This is a genomic window from Streptomyces sp. NPDC006193 (genome assembly GCF_040613915.1).
GTDB lineage: Bacteria > Actinomycetota > Actinomycetes > Streptomycetales > Streptomycetaceae > Streptomyces.
The window spans coordinates 34,530-56,221 of the sequence record NZ_JBEXTB010000035.1; the positions used below are offsets into that span (position 1 = coordinate 34,530).

The following is a 21,692-nucleotide window of genomic DNA, read 5'->3' on the forward strand; positions in this document are numbered from 1 at the left end:
TCGTGGTGGCGCGGTGGGGGGCCGAGCGGCGGCTCGGGCCCGTGGCGCCGGGCGTCCTGCGGTGCCGGGCGTCCTGCGGTGCCGGGCGTCCTCACCGGAAGCCGGTGGACATGTACCGGTCGACGTTGTCCTTGTCGACGACGGCCGAGTAGAGCGTGAGCGCGGTGGGGATCTCGAACTCGGCGAGCCCGCCGACGCCCTTGCCCTGGCCGAGGGCGCGGGCGAGGTCGATCGCGGACGCGGCCATGGTCGGCGGGTAGAGGACGGTGGCCTTCAGGACGCCGTCGCCCCGCTTGATGGCCTGGAACGCGGACAGCGCGCCCGCGCCGCCGACCATCAGGAAGTCGTCGCGTCCGGCCTGCTCGACGGCGCGCAGCGCGCCCACGCCCTGATCGTCGTCGTGGTTCCACAGCGCGTCGAACTCGGGCTGCGCCTGCAGCAGCTGGGCCATCTTGGCCTGCCCGGACTCGACGGTGAAATCGGCGGCCTGCCGGGCCACCTTCTTGATGTCGGGGTAGTTCTTCAGGGCGTCGTCGAAGCCCCGGGTGCGCTGCTTGGTGAGTTCCAGGTTGTCCAGTCCGGCCAGTTCGACGACCCGGGCGTTCTTCTTGCCCTTGAGCTTCTCGCCGATGTAGTGGCCGGCGTTGAGGCCCATGCCGTAGTTGTCGCCGCCGATCCAGCAGCGGTACGCCTGCGGGCTGTCGAAGACCCGGTCGAGGTTGACCACGGGGATGCCCGCGCGCATCGCCTTCAGGCCGACCTGCGTGAGCGCCTTGCCGTCGGCGGGCAGCACGACCAGCACGTCGACCTTCTTGTTGATGAGCGTCTCGATCTGCCCGATCTGGGAGGCGGTGTCGTTGGAGCCCTCGGTGATCTCCAGCGTGACGTCCCGGTACGTCGCGGCGCGGCTCCTGGCGTTGTCGTTGATGGCGTTGAGCCAGCCGTGGTCGGCCTGCGGACCGGCGAACCCGATGGTGACGTGCTTGCCGGGCCTGTCGTCGGCCGGCTTGTCCTCGGCGGCCGGCTTCTCGTCCTTCGGCTCGTTGCTGGTGCATCCGGCGAGGAGAGCACCGGCCGACGCGGCGGCGGTCCCGAAGAGCAGTCCTCTGCGGCTCGTGAGCTCTGGCATGGCGGTGAACCCTTTCCTCAGGTCGTGCTCGTCGACCGGCGCTGGACCAGCACGGCGGCGACGATGATCGCGCCCTTGGCGATCTGCTGGACGTCGCTCTGCAGGTTGTTCAGAGCGAAGATGTTCGTGATGGTGGTGAAGATCAGGACACCCAGCACGGAGCCCGTGACGGTGCCCCGGCCGCCGCTGAGCAGGGTGCCGCCGATGATCGCGGCGGCGATCGCGTCCAGTTCGTACAGGTTGCCGTTGGTGTTCTGGCCCGAGCCGGACAGGACGATCAGCAGGAAGGCCGCGATGCCGCAGCACAGTCCGGACAGCAGGTACAGGTACAGCCGCTGGCGGCGGACGTCGATGCCCGCGAGCCGGGCGGCCTCGGGGTTGCCGCCGACGGCGATCGTGCGCCGGCCGAAGGTGGTGCGGTTGAGGACGAGCCAGCCGACGACGGTCACGAACGCGAAGACCAGCACCAGCGGCGGGACGCCCAGCACGTAGGCGTCGCGTTCACCGAGCCGGAGGACCGCGTCGACGGTGACGATCTGCGTCCGGCCGTCCGTGATCTGCAGGGCCAGTCCGCGCGCCGAGGCCAGCATGGCCAGGGTCGCGATGAACGGGACCATCGCGCCGTACGCCACGAGCAGCCCGTTGACCAGGCCGCAGCCCACGCCGACGACGACCGCGGTGAACAGGATCCCGGCGAGACCGTATTCCTGCGTGGCGACCGTCGTCGCCCACACCGAGGCGAGGGCGACGATCGCGCCGACCGACAGGTCGATGCCGCCGGAGGTGATGACGAAGGTCATGCCGACGGTGACGACCCCGACGACGGAGGCCTGGGTCAGGACGAGTTGCAGGTTGCGGGTGTCCAGGAACTCGTCCGGCCTGGTGAGGCCGCCGACGGCGATGAGGGCGAGGAGCACGCCGAGGAGCGAGAGGGTGCGCACGTCCGTGCGGGCGGCGAGGGTGCGCCAGGCGGGCGGTTCGCTCACCGGTGCCGCCGTTTCGGCGCTGCCCCGGGGCGGGGAGACGGGCTGCGTCATGACGCCGGGCTTCCTTCCATGACGAGGTCGAGTACGCGGTGTTCGTCGAGCTCCCGGGCGGGAGCGGTGTGCACGACGCGGCCCTCGCGGAGCACCAGGACGCGGTCGGCGAGGCCGAGCACCTCGGGCACCTCGCTGGAGACCAGCAGGACACCGAGGCCCTCGTCGGCGAGGCGGCGGATGACCGCGTACAGCTCGGCGCGGGCCCCGACGTCGACCCCGCGGGTCGGTTCGTCGAGCAGCAGCACCCGGCAGCCGCGCAGCAGCCAGCGGGCCAGGACCGCTTTCTGCTGGTTGCCGCCGGAGAGGGTGCGCACGGGGACGGACGGGTCGTCCGGGCGCAGGGACAGCTCGCGGGTCACGGCCCGCGCGGCGGCGCGCTCGGCGCCCCGGTCGAGCCAGCCGGCGCGCGCGAAGCGGGACAGGGAGGACACCGACACGTTGCGGGTGACGGACTCCAGCATGAGCAGCGCCTGCGCCTTGCGTTCCTCGGGGGCGAGGCCGAGACCGGCCCGGACGGCGGCGCGCACGCTTCCCGGTCGCAGCGCGCGGCCGTCCACGCTGACGTGGCCCGCGCTGGGCCGGCGGGCGCCGTAGATCGTCTCCAGGATCTCGGAGCGTCCGGAGCCGACGAGCCCGGCCAGCCCCACGATCTCGCCGGGGTGCACGGTGAGATCGAGCGGTTCGAACTCACCCGTGCGGGCGAGGCCGCGGACCTCGAGCAGGGGCTCGCCGGAGGTCACGCGGGTGTCCGGCCGGTCCGGGAAGACGTAGGCGACGTCGCGCCCGGTCATCAACGCGACGATCTCGCGGGTCGGGGTGGTCTTCGCGGGCAGTCCGACGGCGGCGGCCCGGCCGTCCTTCAGGACGGTGACGCGGTCGCCGATCCGCCGGATCTCCTCCAGGCGGTGCGAGATGTAGACGACGGCGACGCCGTCCGCGGTGAGGTCGCCGACGATGCGGAAGAGGTTGTCGACCTCGTCCGGGTCGAGGGCGGCGGACGGTTCGTCCATGACGATGAGGCGCACGTCGTGGGAGAGGGCCCGCGCCATGGACACGATCTGCTGCTGTGCCGCGGGCAGTTCGCCGACCGCGCGGCCGGGATCGATCTCCGGATGCCCGAGTCGCGCGAGCAGGGCGGCGGTCGAGGCCTTCGCCGCCCTGCCGCGCACGACGAAGCCGGCGGCGGTGGGTTCGTGCCCCAGGTACACGTTCTCGGCGACCGACAGGTGTTCCACCAGGTCGAGTTCCTGGTAGATCGTGGCGATGCCGAGGCGCATGGCGGCGACGGGCGAGCGGAGGACGACCGGCTCCCCGCGCCAGTCGAGACGGCCGTCGTCCGGCTGGTGGACGCCGGCGAGGACCTTGATGAGCGTGGACTTGCCGGCGCCGTTCTGGCCCAGCAGGCAGTGCACTTCGCCGGCCTGGACGTCCAGGTCGACGCCGTCGAGGGCGCGGACGCCGGGGAACGACTTGGTGATGCCGGACATCCTGAGCAGCGGTGGTTCTGGTGCCATGGCGATTCCCCCTGGCGGGCGTGCGGGCCGGTTGCAGGGCTCGGTCGGCCTGCGGAGGCAGGCGTTCTCAGGCAGAGCAGGAGCAGGGTCACGCTGACGCGCTGTACAGGAGGGCGGTGCGGCTCAACGGCCGCGGGCACCGCCGGCGGGTGTCGCTAAGCGGGTGAGAACAGGTGGTCGCTGATGAGCCGGGCCGCGCCGATGACTCCGGCGGTGGGGCCCAACTCCCCCAGCACGATGGGCAGGTTGCCGGTCGCCAGCGGCAGCGACTGGCGGTAGACCTGGGTGCGGATCGCGGCGAGCAGGGTGTGGCCGAGCCCGGTCACCCCACCGCCGATCACCACCAGGCCCGGATTGAAGAAGCTGACGAGCGCGGCGATGACCTGGCCGACGCGGTCGCCGCCCTCGCGGATCAGGTCGAGCGAGGTGGCGTCGCCCGCGGCGGCCGCGGCGGCTACGTCCGCGGCGCTCAGGGAACCGTTCGCCTCCAGCCTGGCCGCGAGTTCGGCCGACCGCCCCTGCCGGGCCGCCTCCAGCACGTCGCGGGCGAGCGCCGCCCCGCTGAAGTGGGCCTCCAGGCAGCCCCGGTTGCCGCAGGCGCACGGATGTCCGTCGGGCACGGCCTGGATGTGCCCGATGTCCCCGGCGCTGCCCGTCGTCCCGCGGTAGACCTCGCCGCCGACGACGATGCCGCAACCGATGCCGGTGCCGATCTTGACGTAGAGGAAGTCGCCCACGGAACGCGCCAGGCCCGCGTGCTGCTCCCCCAGCGCCATGAGGTTCACGTCGTTGTCGACCATCACGGGGCAGCCCAGTTCCTGGCTGAGCGCCTCCCGCACGGGGAAGCCGTCCCAGCCCGGCATGATCGGCGGCGCGACCGGCACGCCCTCCGGGAAGCGCACCGGCCCCGGAACGCCGACGCCTGCGCCGTCGAAGCCCTCCGCGAGCCCGGAGGCGCGCAACTTGGCCGCCATCGTGAGGACTTGCTCGAAGACCGCGACCGGGCCCTCGCGTACGTCCAACGCCTGGTTGATGTGCCCCAGCACTTCCAGCTCCGCGTTGGTGACGGCCACGTCGACCGAGGTCGCGCCGATGTCGACACCGAGGAAGCGCAGGTCGGGGGCGAGCCGGATGTTGTGGGAGCGGCGACCGCCGCGCGAGGCGGCGAGTCCGTCGGCCACGACCACGCCCGTCTTCAGCAGCCGGTCCACCTCCACGGCCAGTTTGGACCGGGAGAGGTCGACCTGATCGCCGAGCTGAGCACGGGAGGCGGGGCCCTTGTCCCGCAGCAGCCGCAGGAGCCTGGCCTGGTGAGCGTTCGCGGGCCGTGCGGTCATGCGTCTCACGGACCCCTCCCGCCCCATCGGCCACTGCCCTTGGCTTTCGAGGGGAACGTACCAGCAGCCGCCGAAGGTGGAAAGAAGTTCTGCACGGATTGCCGCCGACTTTCTCCATCCAGAGGACAAAGGAAGTCGTCACCCCCCTGGCGACACGGGGCGGCGAGTCGACGGACGGCAGCCGGGGCGGCCGGCACCGGCCGCGGGGGCGGACCGCTGCCCATAGGCGACGTGCGTCCCGCTGCCGCATCCCGCAGTAGGCGCTCCGCCCGGCACGCTCGGCGTTTCGGCCACCCTCGCTCCGTCCCCCGGCCCAGGCACCGCAAGGGCCGCTGCACTCGCAGGCTCCTGTGCGCGCGATCCCAGGGCTGCCGACACGTCCGAAACACATGTGTTCGAAGTCCCCGGCCGACTCGTTGAGCCGCAGGAGCAGCCCCACGACCGTCAGGAGGAGTCCCGGTGACTTCGGCCGGCACCACCGCACGATGTCCGGACACCCGGCCCGGCCGGCGGACCCGGCCACCCGAAGAGCCGGGGTCCCGCCCGTCCATGACAGGAGCCGGATGACGACGACCGACACCACAGCCACCGCCGACTACTGGGAGCCGCTCTGGGCCGGCGGACGCCGGTACCGGGAAGTCGGCGACACCGAGGCCGCGTTGCTCGCCGCACACATCGGACCCGGCCGCGGACGCCCGGCTCTCGACATCGGCACCGGCGACGGCGCCCCGGCCTACCACCTCCACCGGCTCGGCCACCGCACCACCGGCGTCGACTGCGCGCCCCGGCAGCTGATGGACTTCGCCGCCGACGACCTGAGCGCACTGCCGGCTTCCGCGGTCTGGGTCGTCTCCGAGATCGCCGGCCGCCGCGAGGCCGGGGACCCCCGCCGGCACCTCGGTGTCAGCCCCGCGGAGGCCGAGATCCTCACCGCGGGCTGGTCCGTCGTACGCACCGCGGACATCGACGTGCTGCGCTGCTACGCACTGTGCCCCTGAACATCGGAGCCACGACGTTGGACATCGAACGGCAGACCCGCCTCGCCTGGGAGGCGTACGGAGAACACCACCTACGGCGGGGCACCCCCCTGCCGGAAGTGGACCGGATCACCTGGGGACCCGCGGCGGACGGGCCGGGGGACGACCTTCTCGGGGGCCTCGGCGGCCTGCGCGTCCTGGACATCGGCTGCGGCCCCGCCCGGCACGCCGCCCACCTGGCCCGCACCCACGGCGCGCACGTGGACGCCGTCGACGCCTCCCTCGGCCAGATCGAGCGGGCCCGCGCCCGCCACCGCGGTGTGCCGGGCCTGCGGCTGATCCACGCCGACGCCGTCGACCACCTGGTCACGGCGACGCCGTACGACGTGGTGTACTCACTCAGCGCCTTCCACTTCCTCGACCCGCACCGGCTCCTGCCCGCCCTGGCGCCCGCCCTGAAGCCGGGCGGACGGCTGTGCTTCACCGTGCTGCACACCAACTCCGCCGGCGACGGTCCGGCGTCGGCCGTCACGCCGCGCCCGGAGGTCCTGCGCCTGGCCGGCGGCGACGATCTCACCGTCCACATGTGGGTGCTCACCCCCGAGGTGTGGGCAGACCTGCTCGCGCAGTACGGGTTCCGTGTGCGGGACATCACCGTCCTCGACGCGCCGGAGGAGCACAATCACGCCTCCTACCGGCTGTTCCGGGCCGAGCGGCCGGCCCGGATCACCGCCCGTCCCCGCACCGCGAGACCGCCTGCCGCCCACGCTGCCGTCGGCGTCGGCGCCGTGCTGCTCGGCCCCCGGGGGCTCCTGCTGGGCCGGCACCGGCTGGGCACCCGAGAACTGCCCGGAGGCACGGTGGAGCCGGGCGAGTCCTTGCAGGAGACGGTCGTGCGCGAACTCGCCGAAGAGACAGGTCTGTACGCCGACCCCGCCGACGTCCGCCTCCTCGGCATGCTTCTCGACCGGGTCGGCGACGTCGTCCGCGTCACCTTCGGCGCGCTCGTCGTCCGCTGGCGGGGCGAGCCGGCCGACCAGCCCGGCGAGAGCGTCGGCGACTGGCGCTGGTGGCCGCTGGACGCCCTGCCTCCGGACCTGTTCGAATGCAGCGCCCAGATCCTCACCACGTGGCGCACCGACCTGCCGATCGACCACGCACCCGCCCACTTCACCCCCGTCGCCGACCCGGAGACCGCCCTCCCCCACGCCGGCAGCCCCGACCGGACCGCGCCGCCCGCCAGGACCGATCCATGACCCCTCCACGCCGTGCCACGCCCGCCGACGCCGACGGCATCGCCCGCCTGCGATCGGATCTGCTCCTCTCCCAGCCGCTCGACCCGACCTGGCCGGCCCTGGGCCGGGACCAGCTGGCCGGACACCTCCAGCCCGGCGGCGATGCCCGGGCCTACGTCGTCGACGCACCCGGCGGTGGACTCGCCACGTGCGCCCTGGCCCTGGTCGGCCCCGTGCTCCCGGCCCCGTGGCACCCCCGGGGGCCGGCCGCGCGCATCCAGGCGGTGGCCACCCGACCCGAACACCGGCGCCGTGGCCACGCCAGGGCCGCCCTCACCGCACTCCTCGACGACCTGACGCAGGAAGGCGTCACCCACGTCGAAGCGCACGCCAGTGACGAGTCCAGGCCCCTGTACGAGGCACTCGGCTTCGTCAGCGACCCGGCGCTCATGCGCAGAACCACACTGCCCCCGCGACCCCGCGGCGTACACACGCGCGCCGCCGCCACCGGTGAATGGCACGTGATCCGGCGTCTGGCCGACACGTTCAGCGGCCACGACACCGGGAACGGGCTCCGTCCGGGGGAGCAGTGGACCCTGCAAGTGCTCAAGCTCACCGAGGAGGTGGGCGAGGCCGCGCAGGCCGTCATCGGCGCCCGGGGCTCCAATCCGCGCAAAGGGCACAGCCACACGTGGGAGGACGTGCAGGACGAGGTGGCCGACGTCGTCATCACCGGCATGGTCGCCCTGGCACGGATGCGACCCGACGCACGCGAACACCTCATCGGCCTCCTGGCCCGCAAAGCCGAGAGGTTCCTCTGCGGGCAGGACTCCACCGAGGAGGCGCTTCACCGACCCGTGTCGCAGGACCGGCCGTCGCCCGATTTCCTATAGGCAACCCCTATAGCGCCTGCTCGTTTTCCGTCTTTGCCTCACGATCCACCGCGGACCTACGGTGAAACAGCTCGCCGAGGAAAGAAGCGCCCGCGGTTTCTGCGAAAGTGCCGCCCTGTTCGCGTCGCTCTTATTCGGCCGAGCGCACCGATACACCGTGGAAAGGACAGCGGCATGACCACGACCCGGCACGAATCAGGAATGCGAGAACTCGCGGGGAAGCGAGCCGTGGTCACGGGCGGTTCGCGCGGAATCGGCGCGGCCGTCGTGCGCCGGCTCATGGAGGCGGGCGCCGAGGTGCTCACGACCGCCAGGTCGAGGACGAGCACGGTGCCGGAGGGCGCCGCGTTCGTGGCGGCCGATGTGCGGACCCGGGCCGGAGCGGAGGCGATCGCCGCGGCCGCGCAGGAGACTCTCGGCGGGGTGGACATCCTGATCAACAACGCGGGCGGAGCGCGACCGTTCCCAGACGTCTGGGCCATCCCCGACGAGGAGTGGCAGGACCAGCTGGACCTGAACTACCTGGCGTCGGTGCGCCTGGATGCGCTGCTGACTCCGGGGATGCGTGAACGGCGGTCGGGCGCGGTCGTGCACATCTCCACGGCCGCCGTTCCGACCTCGGCGCCGCCGTTCCTCCACTACACGGCGGCGAAGGCGGCGCTGCAGAACTACAGCCGGGGACTGGCTCTGCAACTGGCTCCGTTCGGTGTACGAGTCAACACGGTCTCTCCCGGCAGGACCGCCACCCCCGGCGGCGAGACGACGCGGGAGCAGTGGGCGAACCTGGTCGAGGGGCCCGGCCAGCACGACACCGTCCCTCCGCTGGGACGGGACGGCCGGCCCGACGACATCGCCGACGCGGTGCTGTTCCTCGTATCGGACCGGGCGAGCTGGCTGACCGGAAGGAACCTGACCGTGGACGGCGGCGAATTCCCGGTGGCGGTGGGGTGACGGCGGCGGCAGAAAAGGCAGGACCGCGTACGAAGAAGTGAGGATCCCGGAAATGAACGAGAACTACAGCGGCAAGAACGTGGTGATCACGGGCGGCAGCAGCGGCATAGGTTTCGCGACCGCGAAGCTGCTGGCGGACGCCGGAGCACGCGTGGTGATCACCGGCCGTTCCCGGACCACGCTGGACCATGCCGCGGAGCGCCTCGGCGAGAACGTGCTGGCCGTCCGGAGCGACGTCTCCTCGCTGCCCGACCTGGACGCTCTGGCCGCCCACGTACGCGACGCGCTCGGCACGGTGCATGCCCTGTTCGTCAACGCCGGCATCACCAGCGCCATGCCCTTCGCGTCGACGACCGAGGAGATGTACGACGAATCGTTCGCGATCAACGTCAAGGGCGCCTTCTTCACCGTGCAGAAGCTCGCTCCGCTGCTGAGCACGGGCGCCGGCGTCGTCCTCACCACCTCGGTCGCGAACGTCATGGGCATACCGGAGACCAGCGTCTACGCGGCCGGCAAGGCAGCGCTGCGCTCGATGGCCCGCAGCTTCTCCCGCGAGCTCCTTCCGCGCGGGATCCGTGTCAACGCGATCAGCCCCGGTCCCGTCGACACGGGAATCCTGGAGAAGACGATGCCGAAAGAGGCCGCCGACCGGTTCAAGGCGGAGCGGATCGCGGCGAGCCCCATGCGGCGTTTCGGGACCCCGGAGGAAGTCGCCAGGGCGGTGGCGTTCCTGGCCTTCGAGGCCACTTACACCACGGGCGCCGAACTCGTGGTGGACGGAGGCATCACCCAGTTGTGAGCGGGGCCTGATCCGTCGTCGGAGAAGCCGGTCGAGTACCAGGTCTGCTGACGCAGGAACTCGAGCAGGGCCATCTCCGCCGGACCCGCGCCGGGCCGGATCGCGGCGACGGTGGGCATGGAGACCGCCGGAAAGACAGGACGCGTGAGGTGCTCGAACCCGGGAGGCACCGCGGACGTCGGAACGAGGGTCACCCCCAGCCCGTGAGCGGCCCAGCGCACCGCCGTCGCCGTCTGGGAGACGCGGGCGACCGTCGTCGGGGCCAGTTCGTTGTCCCGCAGCACGTCCCGCAGCACGCCGTCGAGCGCGCTGCCGTGGTCGAACCTGATCCACGGCTCCCGCGCAAGATCGCGCAGCTCGACCCGGTCCGCGGCGAGCTGCGCGTGCTCGGGACTCAGCACCACGACGAACTCCTCGTCGCCGAGGTGGTGGCCCTCGTACAACTCTTCCTTGCACGGCCCGCCCACCAGGCCGACGTCCACCACACCGCGGCGCGCCAGCCGCTCCAGCTCGGCGGGGTCCGCCTCCTCGAACACGGTGATCTCCAGTCGCGGGAAACGGCGGCGCAACGCGCTCAGCGCGCCCGGCAACTGCCGCGTCCCCAGTCCCATCTGCGCCGCGACCACCAGCTCGCCCTCCAGCTCCTCGGCACCGGCACGCGCCGTCGCCTTCGCCCGCCGCGCCGCCCTCACCGCGACCTCCGCGTCCCGCACGAACGCGCGACCGACCGCGGTGGGCACCAGCCCGGTCGGCGTGCGGGCGAACAGCGTCACGCCGAGTTCCCGCTCCAGACTGCGGATCTGCTGCGACACCGACGGCTGGGCGACATGCAGCAGCTCCGCCGCCGCCGTCACCGAGCCCGCCTCGGCGACAGCCAGGACGTACTCGAACTGGCGCAGCGTCATCGCCTCATGTCTCCCCTCTGCCCTCTGCCCTGCTCCACATCCCACGGCGGGGTGCGTCGAGTCCCGGGACGTGCCCAGACCCTGATCGCCGGCGACGAGCCGCCGACGACGGCCCGCCGCGGCACAGAGCAACGCGATCACGGCCCGACCGTATTCCCGGGTCCTGTACCGGTGAGGAAGCGGTCCCCGCCAGGGCCGCCACCACGCAGGCCCGCGTCCGCCCAGCCGGGAGCGGAACCACGACTCATCCATGCCGCGCGGCACGGGCCTCGCGCGGCGCGACACGGGGCATGGCCCGTTGCCGACCGGGGTCCGTGCCGTCGTCGTGCTGCTCGGGGGTCTCGCTACCGGGTCCTGCTACCGGGTCCTGAAGCGGCGGAAGAGGTTCCGGGCCACGTACACGCCCGGGCCGCCGAAGCCGACGATGTCGAGGCGTCCGTCACCGGTGATGTCGGCGAGGAAGCGCGGGTGGCGGTTGACCCGCCATGCGCCGGCGGCGTCGTCGTAGCCGAAGCCGCGGCACACCAGCTGGGCCTGTTCGAAGGTGCCGTCGCCGCGGCCGTGCGCCACCCAGACGCCTCGGTCGCCGAACCCGACGATGTCCGGGTTGCCGTCGCCGGTGACGTCGGCGAGGAAGCGGAGGTGCTTCCTGCCCGTCCATCCCTGGGCGTGCCCGAAGTCGTTCAGGACGAGCCTGGCGGGCTCGAACGTGCCGTCGCCGCGTCCGCGTGAGACGGCGACGCCCTGCGGGCCGAATCCGACGATGTCCACCGGTCCGCCTCCGGTGGTCGCCACCAGGAAGCGGGGGTGTTCCTCGACCGTGCTCCACCCCTGGTCGGTCCCGAAGTCGTCGAGGACGTACAGGGGGTCGGCGAAGACGCCGTCCTCGTCCTGCAGCGAGATCCAGACGCCGTCGTCGTGGCAGCCGACGATGTCGGCCCTGCCGTCGCCGGTCGTGTCGACGAGGAACCGGGGATGCCTGCCGGCGAGCCAGCCGCCCGCCTTCTCGCTGTGGCCGAACGCCCGGAGCGCCGGTTCGCCGGGAAGCGGTGCGTACGTGCCGTCCTGGTCCTGGCGCGAGATCCAGACGCCGTCGTCGTGGCAGCCGACGATGTCGGCCCTGCCGTCGCCGGTGGTGTCGACGAGGAAGCGGGGGTGCTTGTCGGCGAGCCAGCCACCGGCCTGCTGGCTGTGCCCGAACGCCCTGAGGACCAGCTTGCCGCCGGCAGGCGTGAACGTCCCGCTCTCGTCCTGAACGGACACCCGGACCCCATCGGCGGCGAGCACCACGGCATCGGGCCGGCCGTCGCCCGTCGTGTCCGCCAGGGTCCACAGGTCCGCGGGACTCGCGGAGGGCGCGGGTGGGTGCAGGACGCGTTCCTCGTCGTCGAACGTGCCGTCGCCCCTGCCGGCCGACGTCACGGCTCCCTTCGCGGGTCTGAGCCCGACGACGTCCGCCCGCCCGGTTCCCGTGGTGTCGGCGAGGAACCGCGCCCCGGGCCCGGCCCACCAGGTGGGACGACCGCTGGGAGCAGGACCGGCCCCGTCGCTCTGCCATCCGCCGGCGTCCTGGTCGCTTCCGAAGCGCCTGAGGACCAGCAGCATGTCGCTGAAGGAGGGTGTGGCGCCGGGCGCCGGCCGCAGCGCGCCCGAGCGGGCCAGCCGCCAGGACCGGCGGCCGTTCCAGTGGCTCAGGGGCGCCCAGCGCAGCGCCGGGTCGCTGGTGCGCTCGGGCTCGGCCGTCACGAACCGCCAGCGCTGGCTCGCCGCGTTCTCGTCGTACTCGCGCAGGACGACCCGGGTGTCGTCCGGGCCGGGGCCGAGGAGGTCGAGCACGGCGCCGTCGGTCACGGCCTCGATGAAGTAGAGGCCGGCTTCGCCCCCGACGGGGACGATGTGCCACTGCTGGTTCTTCCTGCCGGCGGTGGCGTCCCACTGGCGGACGCCGCGGTCCGCGGCGGCGGGGTTGTCGAGCACCTTGCCGCTGACCGCGTTGCGGATCACGTACGCCTGCTGGTCCTGCGCGGCCCCCACGGGCGTGAGCTGCCACCGCTCCGGGCTCGGGCCGCCGTCGGGGAAGTCGCCGACGACGAGTGCCCCGTCCGCGCCCGGCGCGGCCCGGGCGCCGAGGGTCTTCCCGGTGGCGGCGTTGACGATCTCCAGTTTCAGTTCTTCCGTGGGCACGGGCATCGGGCTGCCTCTTCCAAGCGGTGCGGACGTGGGCCGGGGACGGGTGCGGTGCGGCGGTGGCCGGCGTTCACGTGAAGACGTGGTGGTAGGGCACGTCCCACTCGTTGGGCAGCCGCGGGTAGAACGTGTTGATGACCGTCCCCGTGAAGTCGCCGCCCCAGTTGTAGGTGACGCGCACCTCGCTGTCGGCCGTCACGGCGTGGTCCTTGAACCCGAGGATGGCGTCGGGGTGGGTGATCGGGACGAACGTGATCCCGCCCCACGGCGTCACCGTGACGACCCAGAGCTGGGTGTCCTCGGGCGCGCCGTTCTTCCCGCGCCACTTTTCGCCGACCTTGTCGGGCAGGCCGACCTGGACGGTGTCGGCCGTGCTCTTGGGGGCCTCCTGGTGGACGGTGATGCGCCTGCGCTGCGGCTTCGGCGTCCCGTCGTCGCCGCGGCCGGCGTCGGCCTGGCCCCCGGCGGCGGGTTTGGGCGTCACCTGGCCGGCCGCGCTCTCGATGACGTACAGCGGCCGCTGCCCGAAGAAGCCCGCCGGGGTGATGTACCAGAGGTGGCCCTTGGCCTCCTTGGTGGCCGGATCGAGCGCGGTGGCCAGTTTGACGCCCTTGTCATGGCTCGCCTCCTGCAGTTCGACGGGCCGCAGGTAGCCGCCGTTGAACGCGTGCACCAGCATGACCGGCCGGTTCTCGACCAGCGCTGCCACGATCGCGTTGTCGTGGCTGTTCACGGCGACCGGGCCGCCCACCACCAGATTCGTCATCGTCGTGCGTTCTTGGGTGTACATGCGGAAACCTCACCTGTTCCGGACACGGACAAGAATGCGCCGACCCCTCGGCGCCGCGGCCTGTCGGACCGGAGAAGACCGGAAGACTTCAAAGGGCACCGACCGAGCGGTCGACAGCTTCCGAAAGTACCTTGGAAAGCGGCGACTTGAGCAGTGAGCGAACCGCAATCACTCGATTGAGCGTGATCCCGGAATACGCCTTCACGGGAAATGCGGCCCATGCTAGCTTCGATCTCCGGATCGCGTCAGATCGCTTTTTCCAATTCATCCAGCATGGTTCTACGAGCATCAGTCGAGGACGGGGAATGCCTTCCACCGCGTATCTTTTGGAACGGGCCAAGCGCCAGCCGCTGACGAAGAAGAACCTGCGGGAACTCGACATCGAGCAGACCTGGCAGTCCATCCTGAACCACCCCAATCTGATCTACGTCGACAGCAGCGGCGTGAAGCACAAGCCCGTCGGGTTCTCCGTGAACAAGTCGAGCTTCGGCGCCTTCCCGGGGACGGCGTTCCAGCTGGGCTGGCTCGCCTACATGAATCTCGGGGAGCCGCTGATCGAGGAGCGGGGCGACATCGGCCAGCCGCCGCCCGAGACGTTCTCCTCGCGCACTTACGTCAACCGCAGCCAGTCCCCGATGACCTTCACCGACTCGGTCGACTTCACCGTGTCGAACGGGGTCACGTGGTCGCTGCACGGGGAGGCCAAACTCACCTTCGGCGGCAGTGTCAGCGCCGCGCTCCAGCTGCAGCTGCAGAACCAGCTCCGGCTGGACCTCCAGTCGCAGCTCGGGACGCAGTTGCGCAACGACATGACGAACAAGAACGCGACCACCGTGACGAACAAGAACAGCAAGGACAGCGTCGGGGTGGACAATGCCAACGCCACGGAGACGGCCACGACGAACTCGTCGGGGAACTCCGCGACCAACACGGTGACCAACTCCGTCGGATTCACGACCACGGGCAGCGCCACCGGCACCGCGGCGCTCAACGCCTCGCTGCTGCTGGGTGTCTCGGCCTCCGTCGGCGGCTCCCTGACCACGAGCTGGGCATCGAAGTCGCAGATCTCCGGTCAGGTCCCGGCCGGCTCGCGCGTGCAGACCATCGTGACGCAGCGGCGTACCCGCAGGCATTACGTCTACGAGATCCCGGTGACGTTCTCCGGACTGATCGCGGTGAGGTACGACGTGCCGGTGAAGGTGTTGTCTCCCCCGCAGCCGGGAAGCCCCGCCGACGACCGCGTGGTCGCCCGCGACATCGGCGACATCGACCTGGCCGGCGGCGGCTTCCGCATGAAGGGACTGGCCGAGGTCGTCTCCGCCCTGGAGGTCGACCACACGATGTTCGACGTCGAGCCGCTGACCTACAGTCCGCGAGCCCTGTACAAGCAGCCTTGACCGGCGGCCGGCCCCGCCCCCACGACGACCAGGGATGACGACCATGGTGTTCGACAACATCTTCAGCTCCGCAGGCAGGACCGCGGGGCTCTTCTCCGTGACCACCGACGGCGACAAACCGCAGCCCGGTGCGGACGTCGACTTCGAGGACGCCGACGACGACACGTACGACGACACCAGCACCAGCCTGTTCAGCACCGCCATCCACGGGGCCTCCTCCCGCGCGAAGGTCGTGCAGGAGCAGTCGCCCGAAGCGCGGGCCATCCTGGGCTTCCTCGGCTCCTTCATCCAGACCACCCAGGCGTCCGCCGGCGTGCAGGCCGAGTACGCCCGGAATCCCGGCTCGGTGTCGCAGGCGGCTGCGGCCGGCATGCAGGAGTCGAGTGCGACGGTGACAGAGCACAGCGGCCTGCAGAAGGACGAGGATCTGCAGAACAGGCCGAGGAAGAGCGATTTCACCACGCCGCCCAAGGCCCCGGAGCCTCCCTCGGCGACCAAGCCGACCGCCGAGGACCCGGAGCCCCCCAGGACACCCGAGACACTCGGGTCGGCGCCCGAGGACCCGTCCGGTTCCCGGTAGCGCACGCACCTCGAGGGGTCGGGGGCGAGACCGCCCCCGACCCCTCCGTGCGTCACACGGGAACCAGCTGCCACTGCCGGCCCTGGTGGTTGTCCTCCGCCCCGTCCTGCTTGATCGCCGTGGGAGCGTTGGTGTCCACGCGCAGCAGCAGACCGCTGTTGCGGTTGGCGATCTCGTACGCCCGCGGGGCGCCGTTCGCGGAGCCCACGGGGATCAGCCGCCAGTGCTGGTGGTGTGCGTCGGCGCCCCCGTAGGCGCGCTGCGCGAGCACCGCGCCGGTCGTCCGCTGCGCTCCGAGGACCTCCAGGACCTTGCCGCTGCGCACGTTCTCGATCCGGTACAGGACGTCTCCGTCGTGCTGGCCGGCAGCGACCAGCCGCCACCGCTGATGGTCCCTCGGGGCGGCGAGCACCTGATGGATCTCGGCCCCGTCCCTGGTGGACTCACGCGCGACCGCCATCCGCAGCCGGCTGCGGACGTTGGCCCAGTAGACCACCGTGCCCGACTCGGGCAGCCCGGCCAGCTTCGCCGACGCGATCCTCCGGACCCGGCTGTTGACGAAGTCGGCGATGTAGAGGCTGTCGACACAGTCCACGGCGACCGCGATCGGATTGTTCAGCTGGGCCGAAGCGGCCGGGCCGCCGTCTCCGCCGAAGCCCGCGGCGCCCGTGCCGGCGACCGTGCCGATCGTCCCGTCGGCCGCGACTTTGCGGACCCGGTGGTTGCCGTAGTCGGCGATGTAGACGGTGCCGGCGCTGTCCACCGCCACCCCTGTCGGGCCGCTGAGCTTGGCCGAGCCCGCCGGGCCGCCGTCACCCCCGAAGCCCGCGGCGCCCGTGCCGGCGACCGTGCTGATCGTCCCGTCCCCGGCGACCTTCCGGACCCGGTGGTTGCCGTAGTCGGCGATGTAGAGGTCGCCGGCGCTGTCGACCGCCACCGCGTGCGGGCCGTTCAGCTGGGCCGACGCCGCGGGGCCGCCGTCTCCCTTGAACGCCCCGGTCCCGTTCCCCGCGACCGTGCTGATCTTCCCGTCGGGCGTGACCTTCCGGACCCGGTGGTTGTGGTATTCGGAGAAGTAGAGGGTGCCGGTACTGTCGACCGCCACTCCGAACGGGCCGTTCAACCGGGCGGCGGTGGCAGGACCACCGTCACCGCTGAACCCCGCGGCGCCCGTGCCGGCGACCGTGCTGATCTTCCCGTCGGGCGTGATCCTGCGGATCCGGTGGTTGCCGGCATCGGCGATGTAGACGGCGTCCGCGCTGTCCACCGTCACTTCCCGCGGCCAGTTCAACTGAGCCGCCGCCGCGGGGCCGTTGTCCCCGCTGAACCCCGCGCTGCCGGTCCCCGCGACCGTGCTGATCCTCCCGTCCGTCGTGATCTTCCGGACCCGGTGGTTGTAGTAGTCGCAGAAGTAGACGGTGCCGGTGCTGTCCACCGCCATCCCGTACGGACGGTTCAGCTGAGCCGACACGGCCGGGCCGTTGTCCCCTGAGAACCCGGCGCTGCCTGACCCCGCAACGGTGCGGATCGCAGGCGCGGAGTTCTCGCCACCTGTGGCGGCCTCCTGAGCAGTGCTCATCGTCATCCCTTCAGTCACCGATCGTTCTCATCAGGCGCGAGAGCCGCTGCCGTCATCCCGCGCACCCGCACCCGCGTGCGGCACCGACGCGTCTTCACGGGCGGGCCGGCACGTTCTCTCGGCATCACCGTGCGGGTGACGACCGACCTCGCCGTTTCGAGTCCACCAACCGCGGTCTCAGCCGGCTCCGCCCGCGGACTTCCGTCACCCGCACGGGAGGCTCACACCACCTTGGGGGGTGAACCTGCGGCACGGGGAGCTCACGGCTGCGCGCCCGTGGCCCGAGGAGGTCGACGAGATGCGCGCCGGCGCCGGGCGGCCACGACCCGAGGGGCACGGCGCAGGTGGACGGCACAGCGTTCGGGGGACCGTGCCGGGTGTCTGGAGGTGGGCGGAACAGGTGCGCCGGCGCCGTCGGACGGCCCGGACCGCACGCGCCGGCCCGCGCGGCGGCGGGGCGGGGGGCCGGGGTGGGCCATGTCACCTCGTGCAGGCAGAGGTTGACAGGCTGGGCGGCCGGTTTGCTACCGTCCGAAAGTCCTGTCATGAGGGTCGGTCCCGGTACCAGGTTGCCTGCACTTCGAGGAGCCTCATGCGTGTCTGCCCGAGCGCCGACCGTCCGGCGCGGAGCGGGCGTCGGGCCGTCACGACCGGCGGGACAGCACTGCACCCTCACGTTCCTCCACGCACACGCGACGCCCGTCCGCCCGGCTCGGGTCCGACGACCGCCCCGGACCGGCGTCACGAGGAGCTGACAACGGTGTCAGCCACGTCGTCGGGAGCCGGGGACGCGGGCCCCGGCCCGCGCGGCGGCGGTCCGTCCCGGGAGACAACGGAGCGGGGGAGCGATGAGCGGCCATGTGCGGGGGGTGGGCGGCCGGAACACGGCTGCCGCGTGGACGTCCGCCCCTCTTGAGACGTCAGACCGCGATCATCAGGGGCTCTTGCATGACATCGCCATCGATACGGATCGTCATAGCGGACGACCACAGCCTGGTCCGTGACGCACTCAGCGAACTGCTGGGCGCTCAGGCGGGGATCGCTGTCGTCGGGCACGCGGCCTCCTGCACCGAGGTGGTCCGGGTCGTGCGCGCGCTGCGGCCCGACCTCGTCCTGCTCGACCTGCGCATGGCCGGCCGGCGGGGCGGCGAGACGGTACGGAGGATCCGGCGGGCCGCGCCCGCCACTCAGGTACTGGTGCTGTCCGCCCGCAGCAGCGCACGTGAGACCGGGGAACTGCTCGCGGCCGGGGCCGGCGCGTGCCTGCACAAGAGAGTCGGCCGCGGCGAGCTGCTGCGCGCCATCGACGCCGCCTGCGCCGGCCGATCCGCCGCGGTGCCGCCGACCCCTGCGGACGGCCCCTGCCTCGCCTCGTCGCCGCCTCCGTCCCGGCCGGCGGCCGACTTCTCGTTACGGGAGCGCGAGATACTCGGCTGCGTGGCCTCGGCGATGAGCAACCGTCAGATAGCGGCGGTCCTCGGCGTCACCGAGGGCACGGTCAAACGGCACCTGCACAACGTGTACCGCAAGCTCGGTGCCGTCTCCCGGGTCGACGCCGTCAACAAGGCGGTGGCGGCGTCCCTGATCCCGGACCGGCCGCCGCTGCCCGCGACGGGGGCCGGCCGTACGGCCACGGTCGTCGCCGCGGCGGTACGGCCGGCCGGGCCGGGATCCGTCGCTCAGGTGACCGTCGGCGGCCGCCGCAGCAGCGCCGCCGCCACCGAGCCGTCCGCGCCGACCGACGTCACCAGACCCCAGCGGGCCCGTCCGGGCGCCGCCTCCTGCTCCCAGAATCCGAGGAGAGCGGCCAGCTGAAGGGCCGCGCCCGCGCTGTGGGTCTCGCCCAGCACGTCCTGCGCCCGCAGCACGACGGGGCGGCAGCCGTCCAGGGCACGGCCGCGGCCCCGCGCCTCGACCGCCGGCCAGCCCCGCAGTGCGGTGGCGCCGGCCGACACGACCTCCACCTCCTCCGGCGCGGCGCCGCCGGCCGTCAGGGCGTCGGTCACACAGCGGGCCAGCGCCTCGGCGACCGCGCCGGGACCGTCCTCGGGCGGGGCGAAGCCGGTCTCGCAGGCGAGCAGTTCCGCCGTCGTCCCGTGGGCGGCGCCGGTGCCGCGCTCCAGGACGAACACCGCGCCGCCCTCGCCGACCGGGTGCCCGGCGGGCGCTCCGGCCCGGTGCCACGCCCAGGCGGTCTGCGGGCTCAGCTCCTCCATGGCGCCGGCCAGCACACGGGTGGCCTGGCCGGTGAGCAGGGCGTTGCGCGCGTACCGCAGCGCCGACAGGCCGGAGATCCGGCCGCCGGCCAGGGAGGCGTTGACACCGGTGAACCGGTGGCGCATCGCGACCTGGCTGGCGGCGTGGTTGAGCAGGATGCCCGGGAAGAGCGCCGGGCTGACCAGGTACGGCCGTTCCTGCTCGTAGGTGTCGCGGAAGAACTCGCCGATCGCACGGGCGCTGCCCGTGCTGCTGCCCAGGACCACCCCGGTGGTGGACCGCTGCTCCTCGGGCACGGGCTCCGGCAGGCCGCGCAGGGCCAGCTCGCAAGCGGTCATGCCGAGCACGGCCGTGCGGCTGAGGCTGCTCAGGCCCTTGCGTCCGAGGTACTCGCGCGGGTCGAGGTCGGGCACGGGCAGCAGGCGCAGCGGCGGCAGCGGCTCGCCGGCCGGCGCATCGGCGATCTCGGCGCTCCCCTGCTCCCGGGGCGGCAGCGTCCCGGTCCGCAGGGCCTCGCCGAGCGCCTTGCCGCCGACACCGGCGGGGCTGAGCACCCCGTAGCCGGTGATGGTCACGACGGTGGACGGGTCCCGGTCCGCCGGCACGGCGCCCCTTGCCACGGCGTCCGGTGTCACGGCACCCGTCGGTGCGGCGTCCGTCATTGCGGCCTCCCCAGGATGACGATGGCGTTGTTGCCGCCGAAGGCGAAGCCGTGGTTCTCCACGATCCGCGGCCGCGCCGGCCGGGCCTCGCCGGCGACGCAGTCCAGGTCCGGCCCCAGCGCGGGATCCGGGGTCCGGACCGTCGCGGTGGGCGGCAGGAAGCCCTCGTGGAGGGCCGCACAGCAGGCGAGCGCGCCGAAGCCGCTGGCCGCGCCCATGGTGTGCCCCAGCATCGACTTGATGGAGCTGATGGGAGGGACGCGGTCGCCGAACACCTCGCGGACCGCGGCCACTTCGGTGGTGTCGTTGGCCCGCGTGCCGGTGCCGTGCGCACAGATGTAGTCGATCTCGTCCGGCTTGACCCCGGCGTTGTGCTGGGCGCGGCGGATGCACTCGGCGATGCCGTCGCGGTCCGGCTGTGTCGGGTGCTTGGCGTCGCAGGTGACGGCGTGGCCCAGCACCTCGGCGTAGACGCGGGCTCCGCGCGCCTGCGCGCTCTCCCAGGACTCCAGGACCAGCGCGACGCCGCCCTCGCCGGTGAGGATGCCGGCCCGTGCCTCGTCGAACGGGCGGCAGGCGTCGGGGGCGATGGCGCCCAGGCGGTGGAAGCCGGCGTGGGTGGCGCGGTTCACCGCGTCGGCGCCGCCCACCACCATCACGTCGGCGAAGCCGCCCCGGATCTGGTCGAAGCCGTACCCGAGGGCGTAGTTGCTCGCCGCGCAGGCGGTGCCGAACGTCTGGGCCTCGCCGCGCAGCCGCAGTTCGGTGTTGACGGCCGCCGCGATGCGGTCGGCCGGGGCCTGCGCGATCAGGCCGGGGTCGGTCCCGGCCGGGCCGCGCTCCAGCCACTGTTCGGTCAGCTCCTGGAAGACGCGGGCCTCACCGTTGGTGGTGCCCATGGCGCTGCCCGCCCGGCGGGCGGACAGCTCGGCCGTGTCCCACCCGGCGTCCCGCACCGCGAGACGGGCGGCCGCGGCGGCGAACTGGCTGCTGCGGCCCCAGCGTCGCGGGTCGAGGCGTTCCAGGTGCTCCTGCGGCACGAAGTCGTGGACCTCGCCGGCCCGGGTGTGGTCGAACCCGGAGGCGTCGAAGGACCGGATCGGCGAGATCCCGCTGCGGCCGGCCCGCAGGGAGTCGATGAACGGCCGGGCGCCGATGCCCAGGCTGCTCACCGCACCGAGTCCGGTCACGACGACGCGGTGTGTCGCCGTCTCAGACACCCGCTGCCTCCGCGGACGGCTGGTGACGGGCGACCAGGTCGTAGGCGGCGTTGAGGTCCTCCAGCTCGGTCAGCTCCTCCTGCGGTATGCGGATGCCGAGCAGCCGCTCGAAGCGGGAGAAGATCTCGATGGCCATGAGGGAGTCGGCGCCGAGGTCCTCCAGGCTCTTGTCCTCGACGAGCTCGTCGGCCGGGACCTCCAGGACGTCCGCGACGATCTCACGGACCCGGGCGCGCAGTTCGGAGGAGAGCGGGGTCGTCAGGTCGGACATGGTGGTTTC

18 protein-coding genes and 2 pseudogenes are annotated in these 21,692 nt (G+C 72.5%); 9 read left to right on the forward strand and 11 right to left on the reverse strand.

Annotated features, from left to right (window positions below):
• Positions 1-91: 91 nt before the first annotated feature.
• From ABZ261_RS25590 to ABZ261_RS25605, 4 genes are all read right to left on the reverse strand, one after another.
• The gene (locus tag ABZ261_RS25590; RefSeq protein ID WP_356862987.1) at positions 92-1,129 is read right to left on the reverse strand and encodes a substrate-binding domain-containing protein; all 1,038 of its coding nucleotides are present in this window, start codon (positions 1,127-1,129) and stop codon (positions 92-94) included.
• Between the two features lie 17 nt (positions 1,130-1,146).
• Positions 1,147-2,166 carry an ABC transporter permease gene (locus ABZ261_RS25595; protein ID WP_356862989.1) on the reverse strand — a complete coding sequence of 340 codons (1,020 nt, stop codon included), beginning with the start codon at positions 2,164-2,166 and terminating at the stop codon, positions 1,147-1,149.
• Complete coding sequence (locus tag ABZ261_RS25600) at positions 2,163-3,683, reverse strand: sugar ABC transporter ATP-binding protein (RefSeq protein WP_356862991.1); 1,521 nt, start codon at positions 3,681-3,683, stop codon at positions 2,163-2,165. Before ABZ261_RS25600 ends, ABZ261_RS25595 begins: the two co-directional genes overlap by 4 nt.
• 155 nt (positions 3,684-3,838) lie before the next feature.
• The gene (locus ABZ261_RS25605) at positions 3,839-5,020 is read right to left on the reverse strand and encodes an ROK family transcriptional regulator (protein WP_356863058.1); all 1,182 of its coding nucleotides are present in this window, start codon (positions 5,018-5,020) and stop codon (positions 3,839-3,841) included.
• A gap of 563 nt (positions 5,021-5,583) precedes the next feature.
• Between ABZ261_RS25605 and ABZ261_RS25610 the strand changes: the two genes are divergently transcribed.
• The 6 genes and pseudogenes from ABZ261_RS25610 (at position 5,584) to ABZ261_RS25635 (ending at position 9,875) form a co-directional block, all read left to right on the forward strand.
• Positions 5,584-6,018: a class I SAM-dependent methyltransferase gene (locus tag ABZ261_RS25610; RefSeq protein WP_356862993.1), complete on the forward strand. Its 435-nt coding sequence runs from the start codon at positions 5,584-5,586 to the stop codon at positions 6,016-6,018.
• Positions 6,009-7,253, forward strand: a complete 1,245-nt coding sequence (locus tag ABZ261_RS25615) for an NUDIX domain-containing protein (RefSeq protein ID WP_356862995.1) — start codon at positions 6,009-6,011, stop codon at positions 7,251-7,253. Before ABZ261_RS25610 ends, ABZ261_RS25615 begins: the two co-directional genes overlap by 10 nt.
• Positions 7,250-7,657: pseudogene (locus ABZ261_RS25620) on the forward strand (GNAT family N-acetyltransferase); the annotation flags it as partial. The gene ABZ261_RS25615 and the pseudogene ABZ261_RS25620, both read left to right, overlap by 4 nt.
• Positions 7,658-7,753: 96 nt before the next feature.
• Positions 7,754-8,125 carry a MazG-like family protein gene (locus ABZ261_RS25625; RefSeq protein WP_356863060.1) on the forward strand — a complete coding sequence of 124 codons (372 nt, stop codon included), beginning with the start codon at positions 7,754-7,756 and terminating at the stop codon, positions 8,123-8,125.
• A 174-nt stretch (positions 8,126-8,299) separates the two neighbouring features.
• Positions 8,300-9,076 (forward strand): oxidoreductase, encoded by a 777-nt coding sequence (locus ABZ261_RS25630; protein ID WP_356862997.1) that lies wholly within the window; start codon positions 8,300-8,302, stop codon positions 9,074-9,076.
• A 52-nt stretch (positions 9,077-9,128) separates the two neighbouring features.
• Positions 9,129-9,875, forward strand: a complete 747-nt coding sequence (locus ABZ261_RS25635) for an SDR family oxidoreductase (RefSeq protein WP_356862999.1) — start codon at positions 9,129-9,131, stop codon at positions 9,873-9,875.
• Here the strand turns inward: ABZ261_RS25635 and ABZ261_RS25640 are convergent.
• From ABZ261_RS25640 to ABZ261_RS25650, 3 genes are all read right to left on the reverse strand, one after another.
• Complete coding sequence (locus ABZ261_RS25640) at positions 9,824-10,780, reverse strand: LysR family transcriptional regulator (RefSeq protein WP_356863001.1); 957 nt, start codon at positions 10,778-10,780, stop codon at positions 9,824-9,826. The genes ABZ261_RS25635 and ABZ261_RS25640 overlap by 52 nt on opposite strands.
• A gap of 357 nt (positions 10,781-11,137) precedes the next feature.
• On the reverse strand, positions 11,138-12,970 hold the full coding sequence (locus ABZ261_RS25645) for an FG-GAP-like repeat-containing protein (protein ID WP_356863003.1): 1,833 nt from the start codon (positions 12,968-12,970) through the stop codon (positions 11,138-11,140).
• Between the two features lie 67 nt (positions 12,971-13,037).
• Positions 13,038-13,757, reverse strand: coding sequence for a hypothetical protein (locus tag ABZ261_RS25650; protein ID WP_356863005.1), 720 nt, complete (start codon positions 13,755-13,757; stop codon positions 13,038-13,040).
• Positions 13,758-14,062: 305 nt separating this feature from the next.
• On the opposite strand from ABZ261_RS25650, the gene ABZ261_RS25655 reads away from it, so the two are divergent.
• Together ABZ261_RS25655 and ABZ261_RS25660 are read left to right on the forward strand one after the other, a co-directional pair.
• A complete protein-coding gene (locus tag ABZ261_RS25655; RefSeq protein ID WP_356863007.1) occupies positions 14,063-15,154 on the forward strand; it encodes a hypothetical protein in 1,092 nt (363 codons plus the stop codon).
• Positions 15,155-15,197: 43 nt separating this feature from the next.
• Positions 15,198-15,734 (forward strand): hypothetical protein, encoded by a 537-nt coding sequence (locus ABZ261_RS25660; protein WP_356863062.1) that lies wholly within the window; start codon positions 15,198-15,200, stop codon positions 15,732-15,734.
• A 52-nt stretch (positions 15,735-15,786) separates the two neighbouring features.
• Here the strand turns inward: ABZ261_RS25660 and ABZ261_RS25665 are convergent, their stop codons facing one another.
• Positions 15,787-17,313 (reverse strand): RICIN domain-containing protein, encoded by a 1,527-nt coding sequence (locus ABZ261_RS25665; protein WP_356863009.1) that lies wholly within the window; start codon positions 17,311-17,313, stop codon positions 15,787-15,789.
• A gap of 948 nt (positions 17,314-18,261) precedes the next feature.
• On the opposite strand from ABZ261_RS25665, the gene ABZ261_RS25670 reads away from it, so the two are divergent.
• Positions 18,262-19,128 carry a response regulator transcription factor gene (locus tag ABZ261_RS25670; RefSeq protein WP_356863011.1) on the forward strand — a complete coding sequence of 289 codons (867 nt, stop codon included), beginning with the start codon at positions 18,262-18,264 and terminating at the stop codon, positions 19,126-19,128.
• 365 nt (positions 19,129-19,493) lie between these two features.
• Here the strand turns inward: ABZ261_RS25670 and ABZ261_RS25675 are convergent.
• From ABZ261_RS25675 to ABZ261_RS25685, 3 genes and pseudogenes are all read right to left on the reverse strand, one after another.
• Positions 19,494-20,192: pseudogene (locus tag ABZ261_RS25675) on the reverse strand (beta-ketoacyl synthase N-terminal-like domain-containing protein); the annotation flags it as partial.
• Positions 20,189-21,382 carry a beta-ketoacyl-[acyl-carrier-protein] synthase family protein gene (locus tag ABZ261_RS25680; RefSeq protein ID WP_356863013.1) on the reverse strand — a complete coding sequence of 398 codons (1,194 nt, stop codon included), beginning with the start codon at positions 21,380-21,382 and terminating at the stop codon, positions 20,189-20,191. The gene ABZ261_RS25680 and the pseudogene ABZ261_RS25675, both read right to left, overlap by 4 nt.
• Before the next feature lie 22 nt (positions 21,383-21,404).
• Positions 21,405-21,683, reverse strand: a complete 279-nt coding sequence (locus ABZ261_RS25685) for an acyl carrier protein (protein ID WP_356863015.1) — start codon at positions 21,681-21,683, stop codon at positions 21,405-21,407.
• Positions 21,684-21,692 lie beyond the last annotated feature (9 nt).

Coding starts and splice junctions, on each gene's coding strand:
- ABZ261_RS25590 (WP_356862987.1), bottom strand. CDS start 1,129: ATGCCAGAGCTCACGAGCCGCAGAGGACTGCTCTTCGGGACCGCCGCC.
- ABZ261_RS25595 (WP_356862989.1), bottom strand. CDS start 2,166: ATGACGCAGCCCGTCTCCCCGCCCCGGGGCAGCGCCGAAACGGCGGCA.
- ABZ261_RS25600 (WP_356862991.1), bottom strand. CDS start 3,683: ATGGCACCAGAACCACCGCTGCTCAGGATGTCCGGCATCACCAAGTCG.
- ABZ261_RS25605 (WP_356863058.1), bottom strand. CDS start 5,020: ATGACCGCACGGCCCGCGAACGCTCACCAGGCCAGGCTCCTGCGGCTG.
- ABZ261_RS25610 (WP_356862993.1), top strand. CDS start 5,584: ATGACGACGACCGACACCACAGCCACCGCCGACTACTGGGAGCCGCTC.
- ABZ261_RS25630 (WP_356862997.1), top strand. CDS start 8,300: ATGACCACGACCCGGCACGAATCAGGAATGCGAGAACTCGCGGGGAAG.
- ABZ261_RS25635 (WP_356862999.1), top strand. CDS start 9,129: ATGAACGAGAACTACAGCGGCAAGAACGTGGTGATCACGGGCGGCAGC.
- ABZ261_RS25640 (WP_356863001.1), bottom strand. CDS start 10,780: ATGACGCTGCGCCAGTTCGAGTACGTCCTGGCTGTCGCCGAGGCGGGC.
- ABZ261_RS25645 (WP_356863003.1), bottom strand. CDS start 12,970: ATGCCCGTGCCCACGGAAGAACTGAAACTGGAGATCGTCAACGCCGCC.
- ABZ261_RS25650 (WP_356863005.1), bottom strand. CDS start 13,757: ATGTACACCCAAGAACGCACGACGATGACGAATCTGGTGGTGGGCGGC.
- ABZ261_RS25655 (WP_356863007.1), top strand. CDS start 14,063: ATGCCTTCCACCGCGTATCTTTTGGAACGGGCCAAGCGCCAGCCGCTG.
- ABZ261_RS25660 (WP_356863062.1), top strand. CDS start 15,198: ATGGTGTTCGACAACATCTTCAGCTCCGCAGGCAGGACCGCGGGGCTC.
- ABZ261_RS25665 (WP_356863009.1), bottom strand. CDS start 17,313: ATGAGCACTGCTCAGGAGGCCGCCACAGGTGGCGAGAACTCCGCGCCT.
- ABZ261_RS25670 (WP_356863011.1), top strand. CDS start 18,262: ATGACATCGCCATCGATACGGATCGTCATAGCGGACGACCACAGCCTG.
- ABZ261_RS25685 (WP_356863015.1), bottom strand. CDS start 21,683: ATGTCCGACCTGACGACCCCGCTCTCCTCCGAACTGCGCGCCCGGGTC.